We start from the raw sequence: 14,236 nt of genomic DNA on the forward strand, positions 1-14,236 counted from the left end.
ATCGCCGCTGGGTGAGCTGAAGCCGAACATGGACCTTGTTTCCACGTTGAACGGTTTGTATATTATGTTCAACATAGGAGACTGTCATGGCTACCCAAACCAATCCTGCCGCAGGGAGCGAAGCGGAGGTCGCCTTGACCCGCAACAAGCTCGTGCTTGAGCAAGCGAGGGCAATAGGCCTTCTCGGCGCAGCAAAAAATACTCGCTTGTCCGGGCGCGTTCCATCCGAGCTGGTCGAGGCGGCCAAGAAGCGAGCCCACGTGACTTCGGACACCGAGTTGTTGGAGCTGGCGCTGTCGCGGTTGGCGTTGGAGGATGATTTTGGCGCCCAGCTTGTTAGGCGCAAGGGCAGCATTCCATCGGATATCGATCTTGAGATTTGATCTTGGAGAAACCCTTCGATCACTCAAACCGCAGAAATACAAAGGAACGCTTGAGCGGCGATCCGATGGCGAACTGATTTGGGTCGATGACGAGCCGATTATAGGTGGACCATTGTTTCTCGACACCACCGTCTATCTCGATGTGCTGAAGGGGCAGTCGCCGGTTACGGTGGATACGCTCCTGACGTATCGGCTGTGTCACCACTCGTCTGTTTGTCTTTCTGAGCTGACCCACATCTTTGGCCGTCTGGATCCGAAGTATCCGTCAACGAAGACGGTGTTGAAAACGGTCCAGGCAACCATTGACGATATACCGGAGCACAGGCTTCATGCGCCGGACGCGGCTATCTGGGGGCAGGCAGGGGTCCTGGCTGGTTTGCTTTTTCGGATGAGTCATTTGCCAAAGGGTGAGGGCCACGAGCGTAGGTTCATCAACGACGCTTTGATTTTCCTACAGGCGCGGCAATTGGGGGCAAGTGTACTGACCGGAAACATTCGTGATTTCGATTTCCTTTCGCAGCTTGTTCCAGCCGGGCGCATCCTTCTCTACCGCTCTTAGGGACAAAGGCGGGTCGGAAGTGTCACAAATCATGACCGCAGTGCTCGCCGTGACGGGGCCGCTGGCGATCCCGAACGGCTTGCCGGCATCGATCCGGCTAGAGCGGTTCAGCTTTTCACGGAATCTCCGAACCGCTCTATCTCTTTGTTTCCGTCGCAATTCCGGACGGAAAACCGCTGCGCACTTTTCCTGGAATTGCTGTAGTTTCAGCGGGTGGAGAGAGCCGGCGGTGGCGGTGGCATGGTCGAGCCGGCGGCGAGTGAGCGTTGAACCATCACAGTATCGGCCCAGCGGCCGTAGCGATAGGCAACCGCCGGCAACAGGCCGACGCGGGCGAAGCCGAAGCGTTCGTGCAGTGCGAGCGAAGCGACGTTGTCTGCGTCGATATAGCCGATCATCTGCCGGAAGCCGGCCGCGGCGCAGGTGTCGATCAGCCCGCGCATGAGCAGGCTTCCGACGCCCTGGCCGACATGGTCGTGATGCACATAGATCGAATGCTTGACGGTGTAGCGGTAGGCCGGGCGTTTGCGGAACAGCACCACATACGCATAGCCGACGACCTTCTCGCCCTCGATCGCAACCACATGCGGGAAGCGGCGGTCCTTTAAATTCTTGCGCCGTTCCCGCAGATCGTCGGGTTGCGGCGTGTCGCTATCGTCCACTCCTGCCTCGACGCCGCGGTGAATATGGCGGCGATAGATCGCCAACATGGCATCGACGTCGCTCTCCCGGGACGGGCGAACGACGATTGCTTTATCCTGCTTCATGACCAATCCGAATTTTCCAGCCTATTCCGCGACGACGTAGGTATAGAGCCGGATTTTGCCGGATGCATCGATCTCGCGATAGAGCCCCTGGATCTCCACCTCGAAGCCGGGGAAGGTGTTGAAGCAGGTCTCGAACATCTTGAGATAGTCGATCATCGGCTTTGCTTGCTCCGTCAGGCGCTCGCCGGGCACGATGGTCGCGATCCCCGGCGGGTAGACGACGAACGGCGTCGTTGCGATGCGGCCGTCGATGGCGTCGATCGGCAGATAGTCGACATCGTTGCGCACCAGGCAGCGCGCGGCATCATGCGGCGACATGGCGATCGGCGGCAGGTGATCGGCGGAAAACTGCTTGGTCTGGAGCGCGCTGACATCGGCCTGACGGAAGAAATTGTGCATTTCCGCGCAGAGATCGCGCAGCCGCACGCCCGCATAACGGCCCGGGCGACGGCGATAGAATTCCGGAATTGCCTCCTCCAGCAAAGCATTGTCGTCATGGAGTTTCTTGAAGGCGACAAGACCGCTGATCAAGGTGCCGGCCTTGCTGGCCTCCACACCGGGAGTGAGGAGGAACAGCAGCGAATTGAGATCGTTCTTTTCCGCAACGATGCGGTTTTCGCGCAGATATTGCGCAACGACAGGCGCCGGTATGCCGTGCTCGGTATATTTGCCGCTCTTCCGGTCGAAGCCGGGGGTGAGCAGGGTGAGCTTATTCGGATCGGTCATGGCGAAGCCCGGTTCCATGCTGGAAAAGCCGTGCCATGCCGCGTCGGGCGTCAGGTGCCAGAAGGCGGGATTGGTGGCGAGCTGGTCGGTGGCGACACCCTCCCAAGGCACGTCATGCACCGCGCCGGGGCTCGACACATCCGGGATCGCCACCCGGTCCGGCACAAAGGGCTCGAAGAACCAGCGGCGCTCCGGGCGATGCTCCTTCTCCTCGAATTCGCGGCGTACGGCGCGGATCTTCTTGCGTAGCTCGATGCCGAGGCGGATCGTGTCGTCCCAAAGCACTTCGCCCGAGCGGCCCTTCATCATCTGCGCGCCGACATCGAGGGAGGCAAACAGCGGATAGAAGGGCGAGGTCGAGGCGTGCTGCATGAAGCTTTCGTTGAAGCGCCGGTGCTCCACGCGGCGCTTCTGGCCGGTAATATGCCGGTCCTTCATGTGGATCTGCGAGGCCTGCGAGAAGCTGGCGAGCTGTTTATGGGTCGATTGCGTGGCGATAATGCCCGGCGCGTCCGGGCCGAGATCGGAAAGGCCCATGGCAAACCGCCCGGCGTAGAGCGGGTGAAACTTCATGAAGCCCGCCCATGCCTCGTCGAAGAGGATGTAGTCGCACAAATGGCCGATGCGCTTGAGGATCATCTCGGCATTGTGGATGGTGCCGTCATAAGTGCACTGCTCCACGACCGCGACGCGGAACGGGCGCGGCTTCTTGGAGGCTTCGGGGTCCTTCACCAGCGGATGCGTGCGGATGCGTTCACGCAGCGCCTCCTCATCCATTTCGGCAAAATCCATGGGGCCGATCAGGCCATAGAGGTTCCGCCTGGTCGGCAGATAGACCGGAATACCGCCCGAGATCATCAGAGCGCCGTGATGGGCGGCCTTGTGGTTGTTGCGGTCGAACAGTACGAGATCGCCATCGGTGACGAGGGCTGACAGAGCGACCTTGTTGGAGGTGGAGGTGCCGTTCAGCACGAAATAGGTCTTTTCGGCACCGAAAATCTTGGCCGCTTCCTTCTGCGCGGCAAGCGCCGGTCCCTCATGGGTCAGAAGGTCGCCGAGGTCGAGCACGGAATTGTCGAGGTCATCGCGAAACACCGCTTCGCCGAGATGCTCCATGAAGACCCGGCCGATGGGGCTGCGGCTGTAGAAGATGCCGCCATTATGCCCGGGGCAGGTCCAGAGGTGGTTGCCCTCTTCGGCATAATCGACCAGCGCACCGAAAAACGGCGTCTTCAGCGTTTCGGCATATTGCTTGAGCCGGCTGATAAGGCTTTTCGCGATGAAGGCGGGCGTCTCTTCGGACAGGAAGACATAGCCGTCGATGAAATCGAGGACTTCGACCGGCACGTCCTCGAAGCGCTTGCGGCGGATCAGTAGGATAATGGGGAATTCGAGGCCCCGCCGGCGCATGAGATTGATGAGAGAGGCCGTCTTGCCTTCGAGCCCCTTCTTGCCCCAGTCGACCAGCATGCAGCCGATGGCGGCATCTGTCTGAACGGCGATCTCCGCATCTTCGAGATTGCGCGCGCGTACCACTTCAAAGCCTGAGCGTTCGATCTCCTCGACGATCTGATTGTAGCGGGCACCCTCCAGATCCTCATTGTCGAAGGTTGGCGTTGCGAACAGGAAGTTGAAACGTCTGAAATAATCCATCTGGGTACCCGCTTTTGATCTGGCACGAGGTGTCGACGTATTTCATGACATGGATGTGACAAAATATCGAATGCCCGAAACATGCAAACCCATTCAAGAAGGTCGATCACGCGAGGTCCGCTGCTGCGCTGACACGGAGCCATGCCGATCGGGAGGGCTCGACCTATGTGATCGATTTTATCGCCCACTCGCAGGCGTCAGCGCAGCCTTGCTGACGCCTGTTTCCGATACGATAACCGTCGAGATGCCCTCGGCGGGGACGCCTGAGCGCGAGACGACATGCCAGAAGACTTTGTAGACGCCTGCCGGCAGCGGTGCGCTGACCGGTGCCACCAGGTCACTCCCGGTTGCGTCCGTGCGAAGTGGTTCCGTCGCGATCATCTGTCCCGTTGGAGCCATGACCCGGATCGAGGAGCGTCCAAGATCAATGGGACGGGTAAAGGCCAGGGTAAAGTCCTGCCAGCTATGGGAAGACGGTTCGTCATAGGTCGATTCCAGCCTGGCTTGCGCCCCGTCGCCAAGGGCAATGATGGACAGAAAAGCCAATGAAATCAGCGAAACCTTGAGCATCGCGCGTCTCCTTACAGTCATATATGCAAGCAAGTCCGGAGGCTTCCTGCATTCCCCATCGAGCTGTGATTGAGCCAACATGTCAGCTTCGCGTGGGCTGCGGTATTATATGAAGGTCCAGGTCGGCAGAGGCTTTGGTCTGAGACGCTGATCAATCCGGCTTCGTCAGGCCGAGCATTTCGGAAACGCGGACGAGGTCGGCAAGCGACCGAACGTCCATCTTGCGCATGACATTGCCGCGATGAAGCTTGACCGTCACCTCGGTAATGCCAAGCTCGAAGGCGATCTGCTTGTTCATCAGCCCTCGCACGACCAGCTGCATGACCTCCTGCTCCCGCCGTGTCAGGCTGTCGAAGAGGGCGGTGGCAGCCTCATTGGCTGTCTTGCTCTTCCTGATTTCGGCGTCGCGAGCCAGCGCCACGTTGACGGCATCAAGCAGTTCGCTTTCGCCGAACGGCTTGGTCAGGAAATCGGAAGCGCCAGCCTTCATCGCTCTCACGCTCATCGGTATATCGCCGAAGCCGGTCATGAAGATGATCGGCATCTTGTTGCCTTTGGCGTTTAGGTGTGCCTGCAGGTCCAGACCGTTAAGGTCGGGCAGGCGGACATCAAGCAGGATACAGCCCGCCCCCGGCCTTGCGGCGGCGAGGAAGGCTGCTGTGCTTTCAAAGGCTATGGCTGCGATCGGGACCGATCGAAAGAGGTCGACCAGAGCGTCCCGCATCGAAACGTCGTCGTCCACGATGTAGACGATGGGTTGAAGGGAAGGGTTCTCAGGCTTTTGTGGCGCGACCATGAAGTCAGATTTTCCATTGCCCCGTCATCTGTCAAGAGCGGTGCGCGGGTCAGGCTCCCGCCGAACGAGCGATCGTCATCTGTACCCCTTATAGGCTGGTTTCAAGCCTCCCTATATCTTCGTATGGTGTCCGTCGGACCGTCAAAGCGCTATTGATAACGGCAGATCATCTCATCGATTGAAAGGCCTAGGGGGCGAACAATGGACTACGAGCTAACCTTGTCTGAAATCCTGACCGATCCGCTCATCCGTCTGGTCCTCGAGGCCTACGGGACGTCGATGAATGACTTCTCCAGCTTGCTGCATGAAGCCGCCGTGCGAATGAAGCCTCATTCAAAAGCCTCGCTCAGCAACAGCTCCGATCATGTGGGTGCCCGTTCGGCTTGGCCGAAAAGCTTGTAGATTCCAGGTGGCTGGCGCGTAGACCGAATAGACCAGGTCGCAATCGCGGCAATGATCGCGGAGGTGTCACTACCGCAGATGACAGCACCAATCCGGATGGCACGGCCGCGCGGTCCTAAGGTCGACCGCCGATCTCCCCTGTGATTCAAATGCCGGCCTGAAGCCATGGGGGCTTCATTGTCGCGCTTCGCCGGCCTGCAGCCGGGAAAATTCGGGGTGCAGTGGACCAAGAGGCATCGCGCCCGTGAAGGCGGTGACCGCCAAGCCGACGATCGCTGACCAGAAGGATAGGATGAAGAGGTCGCTGTAAGCGAGAACGTAGGCTTGGTTTCTGATCTGCGCAGCGATAGTGGAAAGGCTGTCCAGATGCCCTCGCGACGAGACGCCGAAGATCGGCTGGAGCTTCTGCACCAAGACATGCAGATGTTGGGACGTGGCCGTGATCGGATCATCCAGAATAGCGGAGTGATATTGCTCCCGGCGACGGAGCAAGGTGGTCATGACGCTGGTCGCAAACTCAACGCTGCCGAGCCTGATGACCTGTATGTAGGCCGAAGCCGCCGTCGATCGGGTCGGATCGGAATTGCCGATCAAGTAGACGACGGCCGCGAAGAAGGCGAAGGATTGTCCGGCCGTGTGGAGAAGGACGGTCGGGAAGAAATTCCATGGCGCCCAGTCGGGCGTCAGTCGCGACCCGAACTGGGAGCCGAATGCCATCAGCGACAAGCCGATCACGATGCACAGCCGCGCGTCGAACCTGCGCAGCAAAGCGATCGCCAGTGCGATGAACAGGAAGACCGGGATTACCGCGCCGGCAAGATAAAGTGTCGAGATTGCGATCGGGCGCAGGCCGATGACGGTCTGTAGAAATCCCGGGACTGCGATCGCGCTCCCCGCGCTTGAAAGCGAGAAGCACATGATGATCGCGTATCCCAGGCCGATATTGCGCGACAGGATGATGCTGGCATGCGCCCATGGATGCTGGACAACACTTTCATTGACGAGAAAGCCGATCGCCAGCACCGTCCCGCCGGCAATGAGGGCGATGATCGTTCCGGAATGAAACCAGTCCAGCCTGTTTCCCTGATCGAGGCCGACATAGAGCATCGTCATCGATGAGCCGAGCAAGAGCATTCCGCCCCAATCCGCATGTTCCAGGAGGCTGAAATTGATCTCTTCACGGGGTGCTGCAACGATCAGCAGGAGCGCGATCAGCGGGGCGACGATCACGTCTTGCCAGTACATCCATTGCCAGCCGAGATAATCGCCATAGAAGCCGACGAGCACGAAACCAAGGTTCTGTGAGAGCGGAACCCGCAAAGCATAGATCGCGATACCGATCAGCCAGTATTTTTTGTCGAGATTTCGGAAAATCACCATAATCGTCGCGGGGATGAAGACGCCAAGCAACAGCCCCCTGATGGCATGCAGCGCAAAAAGCAGCGCATTGTCGTGTGCAAGGGGAATGGCGAGCGACACGCAGGCATAGATCAGGGCAGTCGGAATCATGATTCGGCGAATGCCGAAAACGGTGGCGAGCCAGGCAACCCCGGAAGCGATCAGGATCTGCGGCGCGTTGGCTATGGTATTGAGCCAGGAAGCCTCATCGACGCTGAGAGCATAGGCACCGCGAAGATCCGGAAGTCCGACCACAAATACGCGCGTATCGAAACCGACGACGAAGGACGCCAGCAAAAGCGCCGCCACGATCAGATGGGGCCGGCCGGCGGTCGTGCCGCTGGTGACGGGGCCGAAGGAGCGGACTGTATTTTTCATCGGCCCGCTTCGCCCGACGTATCGACCGCAACGGTTGCGGACATGCCGGGCCGAAGTTTTTCGACCAGCGGCTGATCGGGATCGATCGCGATCTTGACCGGGAGCCTCTGCACCACTTTGGTATAGTTGCCGGTGGCATTGTCCGGTGGGAGCAGTGCAAAGACCGAGCCGCTCGCTGGCGAGAGATCGACGATCGTGCCGCGCAAGCTGTGCCCAGGAAAGGTGTCGATGGCGATCTCAACCCTGTCGCCCGACGCCATCCGTGACAGCTGCGTTTCCTTGAAGTTTGCCGTTATGTAGACGTTCGGAAGCGGCACCTCTGAAAGGATAGCGGTGCCGGCGCCCACAAAATCGCCCTGATGGACCAGCTTGCGGCCGACCATGCCGTCGAACGGAGCGTAGATCCTGGTATAGCCTTGGTTGATTTCAGCGGTTTCAAGGTTGCCGCGCGCGGCGTCCACTTGGGCACGCAATAGGGGTTCTTGGCCTTGAAGCACTTTGAGCTGTGCCTTTTGCTGTTCAATCGCGGCGGCGGTCGAGCGCACGGCGGCCTCGGCCTGCAAGTCGGCGGCTTGCGCCTGCTGCAGCATCTGCTGGGAGGTGGCGTCGCCGAGTTTGACCTGGCGCTGATATTCCTCGTCAGCCTGCGTGCGCTGTGCGACGGCGGAGGCATTCTGGGCGATGGCTGCCTCGATTGCCGCCGTCTGCAGGTCGATCTGGTTTGCGAGATTTGCAAGGGCGCCATTGGCCTGGTCGAGGTTCGCGGTTGCGATTACGACGGCGGCTGCGTAGCTCCGCGGATCGATTTCCGCGAGCAATTGCCCTTTCTTTACACGCTGATAATCTGCCACCGGCACGCTGCTGATCGTCCCGCTGATCTGGGCGCTCAGTGTCGATATGTCGGCGTTGACGAACGCGTCATCGGTTGATTGGCGAGCCGCGCCGGCGATCCAGGAATCCCAGTCCATCATGATGGAGGCGATGGCCGCCCCGACAATGATAACCGCCAGCAGTGGGATCGCGACACGCCGGATTGTCGCCAATGCTGGGGATGGTTCCTTTTTCGGCGGAGCGAAACTGCTACTCCCGGCGGTAGTCTGATTGGTCATTGTGAGTTCGGCCCATCCTGCTCAGCGGCGATGCAATTGTTCGCGAGCAGGGTAACAAGATGCGCGGGAGCTGCCCACTATACGGAGGCATAGGTTCGATGCGGTAGGAGGCATCGATCACTGACCGTGTGTTCGCGAACGCTGAGAGCGTAAAATTTCCCTTTCGGCTTTCCGGCAGTCCCGTCGAGACATATTTTGCGCATAGCCGATCTATACCTACGTCTAGTTGCGGCACTGGCTCCTAGCCTCGAATGTGATGCGAATACCCTGTCGGCGGCATCAGGTGAAACGAACACCATTTGCCGGGACAGACGGAACGGCTTTTCGGAAGGTCCATCCCTTCGAAAGTTTCGCGCGATGATCGCTGATCCGGGCGACCGTCAGATGGCCGCCCGGCGGCGATAGAAGCAAATTCATCACCTGAGGAGTGCATCATGACAATGAAAGCAGCAGATCTCATCACCGAAGTTCTCCACGCCGCCGGTGTTCGCCGGATCTACGGCGTGGTCGGGGACAGCCTGAATGGCCTGACAGAATCCCTCCGCGTGCGGAAGGACATCGAATGGATCCATACCCGGCATGAGGAGACGGCAGCCTTCGCCGCCGGCGCTGAAGCGCATCTTACCGGCGAGCTCGCTGTTTGCGCCGGCAGCTGTGGACCTGGCAATCTGCACCTGATCAACGGTCTCTTCGATTGCCACCGTTCCCGCGTGCCGGTCTTGGCAATTGCCGCTCAAATTCCCTCCGCCGAGATCGGCCGGGGTTATTTTCAGGAGACGCATCCGGATCAACTGTTTCGCGAATGCAGCCATTTTTGCGAGATCGTCACTCATCCCGAACAGCTTCCCGGCGTATTGGAATCCGCGATCCGGGCCGCAATCGGAAAACGTGGCGTTGCTGTGATCGTCATTCCCGGCGATGTCGCGCTCGCGGACTTCACCGGAAAGATCTCGCAGCCGGCTGCGTTCACGCTTCCTCAGCCGGTGACGACGCCTCAATCGAGTGAAATCGCGCGCTTCGCGGCCATGCTCAACGGCGGCTCCCGTATCACGCTGCTATGCGGGCGAGGATGCCAGGGTGCACATGACCAGCTTCTGCAGCTTGCGGAACGACTGAAAGCTCCGATCGTGCACGCCCTTGGCGGCAAAGAACATGTGGAATGGGATAATCCCTTCGATGTGGGCATGACGGGCCTGATCGGCTTTTCGTCCGGATATGAGGCGATCCGCGACTGCGATACCCTCGTCATGCTGGGGACCGATTTCCCATACCGGCAGTTTTATCCGGCGGATGCAAAGGTGGTGCAGGTCGATGTGCGGCCGGAAAACCTCGGACGGCGCGTCGCCCTCGATCTCGCATTAATTGGCGACGTCAAATCCACGATCGAAGCGGTTCTGCCGCTTGTCGAGGAGCATACGGAACGCGCTCATCTTGACCTGAGCAAAGAGCGCTACGCAAAGGCCCGCGCCGGCCTGGATGATCTTGCAACCGGCAAGGCGGGCAGAAAGATCCATCCGCAATATCTGGCGAAGCTCGTCAGCGATCATGCGACCGACGATGCGGTCTTCACCTTTGATGTCGGAACGCCAACCATATGGGCGGCTCGCTATCTGAAGATGAACGGAAAGCGGCGGATGATCGGCTCCCTGGCGCATGGGTCGATGGCCAATGCCATGCCGCAGGCCATCGGGGCGCAATCGGCCTATGCCGGGAGGCAGGTCATCAGCCTCTCCGGGGATGGCGGCTTCTCAATGCTGATGGGGGATTTCCTGACGCTTGTGCAGCAAGATCTGCCGGTCAAGGTTATCATCTTCAACAATTCCGTGCTCGGCTTCGTTGCGATGGAAATGAAGGCCTCCGGCTTTCTGGAAACCGGCACTGAGCTTAAAAATCCGGACTTCGCAGCCTTTGCCCGGTCGGTCGGTGTGCATGCAAAGCGAGTGGAGGATCCCTCCGAGCTGGAGGCAGCCGTCAAGGAGATCCTGGCGCATCCCGGACCAGCCCTGCTCGATGTGGTGACCAACACGCAGGAACTGGCGATGCCGCCGCAGATCCAGGCGGCACAGGTCAAGGGTTTCGGTCTATGGGCACTGCGCACGGTGATGAATGGCCGTGGAGACGAGTTGTTGGATCTGACGGTGTCGAATTTTCTCGCTCGGTGATCCTGGCAAGAAGTCCGATTTCGAGACCGGGATCCGCAAGATTTCCCAAACGGGCCTCGCGCCAATGGCGCGGGACCGATTGCCATCATTAGAGCATGATGCCGGAGTGAAGGCGGTTTCGCACGACATCATGCTTTGCCTATTTGATTCTGACGCCGGACCGTGGATCTGACGTGGAGGAGATCCGCGGCTTAGGGAAGACATTGCGCGGCCAGCTTGCAAGGCTCAGCCGATGCGGGATGCGATCTCGCGGATGATCAAGGGCAGCGGAAGGGCCCAGCCACCGTCTCTCTCGATGAATGTATTCACGTTGCCATCGGCGATTTCGGCGTTCGAGCACGGAAGCAGCAGTGTCGTTCGTCCACGACGCAAGTGATGGCGCGCCAACGACGACACAAGATGGACCATCAGTTCCGGAGGCTGGTCGAGTGTTGCACCCGTCACGGACTGTAAACCCTTCCAGGCTGAAGCCCTGGAGCCGGAGCCAAGGAGTTGTGGCCTCGCCGTCGAGGAAAACGCGATCGAAAAGCCGCTCTCCCATCCCGAAGCGAACGCCTCGATGACCTTCGTCTTGTCGAGCTGCAATTGCTTCCGATAGGTTTGAGCGATCAGATGGAAGCATTGTCCCCATTCGACCGCATCGAACCGATCCGAGAGCTCGTTGTAGATCATCGGTAGCGCCAATCTTCCTGCATCGAACAGTTCGCGATCGTCCAGGCTGCAAAGCCTCGAATAGGAGTTCAGACTGAAAAAGAGCGGACCTATCTTGGCCGAGGGCGGGTGGAGCTCAGCCGGTACCCAGCCTGACCTATCGTTCCCAGCGATGTTTGCTTGTTCCATTTGTCTGTCTCGCCCAGCCTATTGATGTACCGGCGCAAGCCTAATCGCCGTGGACGGCTGGCGATATCATACGAAGGTGTAGAGCAAATTTTGCAGAGTAGGTCGGGTTCGTTGACGCACGCGGCGCCGTGGGATTTCGGCTGGCACTCCCGCTGCGCAGCCTGACGAGGCTTTGGCGAAATTCTGCAACGAGCACGGACCTATACGATCCGATCGCACTCCTACACCAAGGTATGATTTTGCCACCAATGGATGACGGCTACGGTTCCGGCAGCTCAAACATCACGCCCACGGTTCGGGCAAGGGAGGCTGCAGGATGTACGAAGATTCCACCAACAGTTCTTCGCAAGCGCACAGCCGCAAAGTGCATCTCGTTAAAACCCAGCTCCTTGCGTTCTTGATCAGGCCCGCCAGGTCGGGGGCCTATATCGGCATCGGCAACGTTCTGATCGGCGTGCTGCTGCTTGCCGGTCTCATCCATCTCGGCGGCGGCGCCTGGTTCACGCTCGGCAATCTGATCGGTGGCGCCGTCTTCATGATGCTCGCTTACCCGGTGCCGTTCCAAAGCAGTGGCCATGTTTCGTTCACGCCGGTCGCCATTCCGGTCAGGGCCTGCGTAAAGGCCGGCCGCAGCAGCCGGTAAACCCCATCCGATTTCAAATCAGCAAGAAAGGAATGATCATGAACAGCCTAACACGACGTCACATGCTTGCACTGGGTGCCGTGAGCGGCGCGACGCTGGCCGTGACCACTGCAAATGCCGCTACGTTCGGCAATCCCGACCGCCCGCCGGAAGGCGCGGTCAACGCCAATCCCGGCAGCCTTACCGATCCGGGGCCGAAAAACCCGGCGCTCAATGAGCAGTTCCCGTCTTTCCAGAACCCACCGGCAACCGATGTCGGCGACATGCAGCTATTCTGGGCCTCCTTCAACAACGCGCCGAAGCGCGTCCAGAACGGCGGATGGGCGCGACAGGTGACGAAAGCCGACTTTGCCATTTCCGATGCGGTGTCGGGCGTCAACATGCGCCTCAGCGCAGGCGGCATCCGCGAGATGCATTGGCATCGCGCCGCCGAATGGGCGATCATGACCAATGGTCGCTGCCGTATCACCGTGCTCGATGCGAAGGGCCGCGCGTATGTTCAGGATGTCGGCGCCGGCGATCTCTGGTATTTCCCGGCAGGCTTTCCGCATTCGCTGCAGGGCCTCGGTCCCGAAGGCTGCGAATTCGTGATCGTTTTCGACGAGGGCGACCAGTCCGAATACGGTACGCTGCTTCTGACCGACTGGCTGGCGCACACGCAACCCGAGTTGCTTTCCAGAAATTTCGGCATGCCGCAGGATGCTTTCAAGTCGATCCCGCTGAACGATCTATGGATCTTCCAGGGAACGGAGCCCGGCCCGCTGTCGGCCGACCAGGCAGCGGTCGCTGCCGCCGGCCAGCCCGACTATCCCTTTACTTTTCGCCTGACGGCATCCCCACCCGTCAAGCAAAATCCCTCGGGTACCCTGCAGCTTGCCGACAGCAGCACCTTTACCGTGTCGAAGACGATCGCAGCGGCGATCGAGACGATCAAGCCCGGCGCGGTCAGGGAAATGCACTGGCATCCGAACGCCGACGAATGGCAATATTGGATCAAGGGCGAGGGTCGCATGACGGTCTTCGATGCCGGGCCGCGGAGTCAGACGGCCGATTTCCGGGCCGGCGATATCGGCTACGTGAAAAAGAGCCAGGGCCATGTCATCGAGAATACCGGCAAGACCGATCTGCAGTTCGTCGCCGTCTTCAAGGTGCCGGAATATCAGGAGGTAGGGCTCTCCTCCTGGCTTTCGCATACGCCGCCGGCGCTGGTCGCCCAGCATCTGAACATGAGCCTGACCGACATCGCGAAAATTCCGAGCAATCAGCCAGGAATCATGCCGGAGTGATCGTCTGATCTGACCTGCGCCTTCGTAGGGCCGCAACCCGGTCTCTGGCGGGCTGTATCCCGATGCTTTCCATGGAACGCCGCCCTAACAGGCCCGATCACCAGCGTCCTGCTGCCGGTCGGGCCTGGTTCAATAGCCAGGCCAGATATCACCCTCGACAAAACGATATATCAGCCAACACCTAAGTATAGTTACGCTTCACTCTCTCAAGAGGTAGCTTTCTCTTCGTTACCTCGATCGCCGCCCCTCGACGAGGTCGGTGGTGCCCAAGCACTACCAGGTCCAAGCAATCCCTCCCCTTGGACCCCATTGCGGATACCGCGATCCGCAGCAGGCCGCCTTTCTCCGCCGGAAAGGCGGCCTTTCCTTTAGGGTTCATAAATTCGCCAGGTCCAGTTTGACTAGCTCCAGCATAACGTACCGGATTGACTAGACCATTGTATAGGTCCGGCGCAAATCGAGAGCGGGTATTCTTGGTCACGGGAAATGAGATTGATTGATGGCGAAGGTTGCGGAATTGACATTAGGAAGACAAGAGGCCGGTCGGCATGCTCTCCTTTTTGG

The 14,236-nt window shown here is 59.5% G+C and carries 13 protein-coding genes; 6 read left to right on the forward strand and 7 right to left on the reverse strand.

Translation table 11 applies throughout. The annotated features are described in order from the left end of the window. The first annotated feature begins 86 nt into the window (after positions 1–86). Both ACPYOP_RS08710 and ACPYOP_RS08715 read left to right on the forward strand, forming a co-directional pair. Positions 87–383, forward strand: a complete 297-nt coding sequence (locus ACPYOP_RS08710) for a hypothetical protein (protein ID WP_481409989.1) — start codon at positions 87–89, stop codon at positions 381–383. Further along, on the forward strand, positions 373–942 hold the full coding sequence (locus tag ACPYOP_RS08715; RefSeq protein ID WP_481409990.1) for a type II toxin-antitoxin system VapC family toxin: 570 nt from the start codon (positions 373–375) through the stop codon (positions 940–942). The genes ACPYOP_RS08710 and ACPYOP_RS08715 overlap by 11 nt, the downstream gene beginning before the upstream one ends. Before the next feature lie 206 nt (positions 943–1,148). On the opposite strand, the gene ACPYOP_RS08720 is transcribed toward ACPYOP_RS08715, so the two are convergent. The 4 genes from ACPYOP_RS08720 to ACPYOP_RS08735 all read right to left on the reverse strand — a co-directional run bounded on the left by ACPYOP_RS08720 (position 1,149) and on the right by ACPYOP_RS08735 (position 5,454). Beyond that, on the reverse strand, positions 1,149–1,709 hold the full coding sequence (locus ACPYOP_RS08720) for an N-acetyltransferase family protein (protein ID WP_481409991.1): 561 nt from the start codon (positions 1,707–1,709) through the stop codon (positions 1,149–1,151). A 21-nt stretch (positions 1,710–1,730) separates the two neighbouring features. Then, positions 1,731–4,088 (reverse strand): Orn/Lys/Arg family decarboxylase, encoded by a 2,358-nt coding sequence (locus ACPYOP_RS08725; RefSeq protein WP_481409992.1) that lies wholly within the window; start codon positions 4,086–4,088, stop codon positions 1,731–1,733. 177 nt (positions 4,089–4,265) lie between these two features. After that, a complete protein-coding gene (locus ACPYOP_RS08730) occupies positions 4,266–4,658 on the reverse strand; it encodes a copper resistance CopC family protein (RefSeq protein WP_481409993.1) in 393 nt (130 codons plus the stop codon). Positions 4,659–4,809: 151 nt separating this feature from the next. After that, a complete protein-coding gene (locus ACPYOP_RS08735) occupies positions 4,810–5,454 on the reverse strand; it encodes a response regulator transcription factor (RefSeq protein WP_481409994.1) in 645 nt (214 codons plus the stop codon). Positions 5,455–5,673: 219 nt separating this feature from the next. Here ACPYOP_RS08735 and ACPYOP_RS08740 point away from each other — a divergent pair, with 219 nt between their 5' ends. After that, positions 5,674–5,856 carry a hypothetical protein gene (locus ACPYOP_RS08740; RefSeq protein WP_481409995.1) on the forward strand — a complete coding sequence of 61 codons (183 nt, stop codon included), beginning with the start codon at positions 5,674–5,676 and terminating at the stop codon, positions 5,854–5,856. A gap of 174 nt (positions 5,857–6,030) precedes the next feature. Here ACPYOP_RS08740 and ACPYOP_RS08745 read toward each other — a convergent pair whose 3' ends face one another. Both ACPYOP_RS08745 and ACPYOP_RS08750 read right to left on the reverse strand, forming a co-directional pair. After that, positions 6,031–7,632 carry an MFS transporter gene (locus tag ACPYOP_RS08745; RefSeq protein ID WP_481409996.1) on the reverse strand — a complete coding sequence of 534 codons (1,602 nt, stop codon included), beginning with the start codon at positions 7,630–7,632 and terminating at the stop codon, positions 6,031–6,033. Continuing rightward, positions 7,629–8,741: an HlyD family secretion protein gene (locus ACPYOP_RS08750; RefSeq protein ID WP_481409997.1), complete on the reverse strand. Its 1,113-nt coding sequence runs from the start codon at positions 8,739–8,741 to the stop codon at positions 7,629–7,631. Before ACPYOP_RS08750 ends, ACPYOP_RS08745 begins: the two co-directional genes overlap by 4 nt. Positions 8,742–9,172: 431 nt before the next feature. Between ACPYOP_RS08750 and poxB the strand changes: the two genes are divergently transcribed. Then, positions 9,173–10,903 carry a ubiquinone-dependent pyruvate dehydrogenase gene (poxB, locus tag ACPYOP_RS08755; RefSeq protein ID WP_481410059.1) on the forward strand — a complete coding sequence of 577 codons (1,731 nt, stop codon included), beginning with the start codon at positions 9,173–9,175 and terminating at the stop codon, positions 10,901–10,903. 225 nt (positions 10,904–11,128) lie between these two features. On the opposite strand, the gene ACPYOP_RS08760 is transcribed toward poxB, so the two are convergent. Then, positions 11,129–11,575, reverse strand: a complete 447-nt coding sequence (locus ACPYOP_RS08760; RefSeq protein ID WP_481409998.1) for a hypothetical protein — start codon at positions 11,573–11,575, stop codon at positions 11,129–11,131. Between the two features lie 484 nt (positions 11,576–12,059). Between ACPYOP_RS08760 and ACPYOP_RS08765 the strand changes: the two genes are divergently transcribed. Together ACPYOP_RS08765 and ACPYOP_RS08770 are read left to right on the forward strand one after the other, a co-directional pair. Beyond that, the gene (locus ACPYOP_RS08765; protein WP_481409999.1) at positions 12,060–12,386 is read left to right on the forward strand and encodes a hypothetical protein; all 327 of its coding nucleotides are present in this window, start codon (positions 12,060–12,062) and stop codon (positions 12,384–12,386) included. 38 nt (positions 12,387–12,424) lie between these two features. Beyond that, positions 12,425–13,672 (forward strand): cupin domain-containing protein, encoded by a 1,248-nt coding sequence (locus ACPYOP_RS08770; protein ID WP_481410000.1) that lies wholly within the window; start codon positions 12,425–12,427, stop codon positions 13,670–13,672. The last annotated feature ends 564 nt before the right edge of the window (positions 13,673–14,236 follow it).

This window comes from Rhizobium sp. KNZ2-6A (assembly GCF_056755475.1).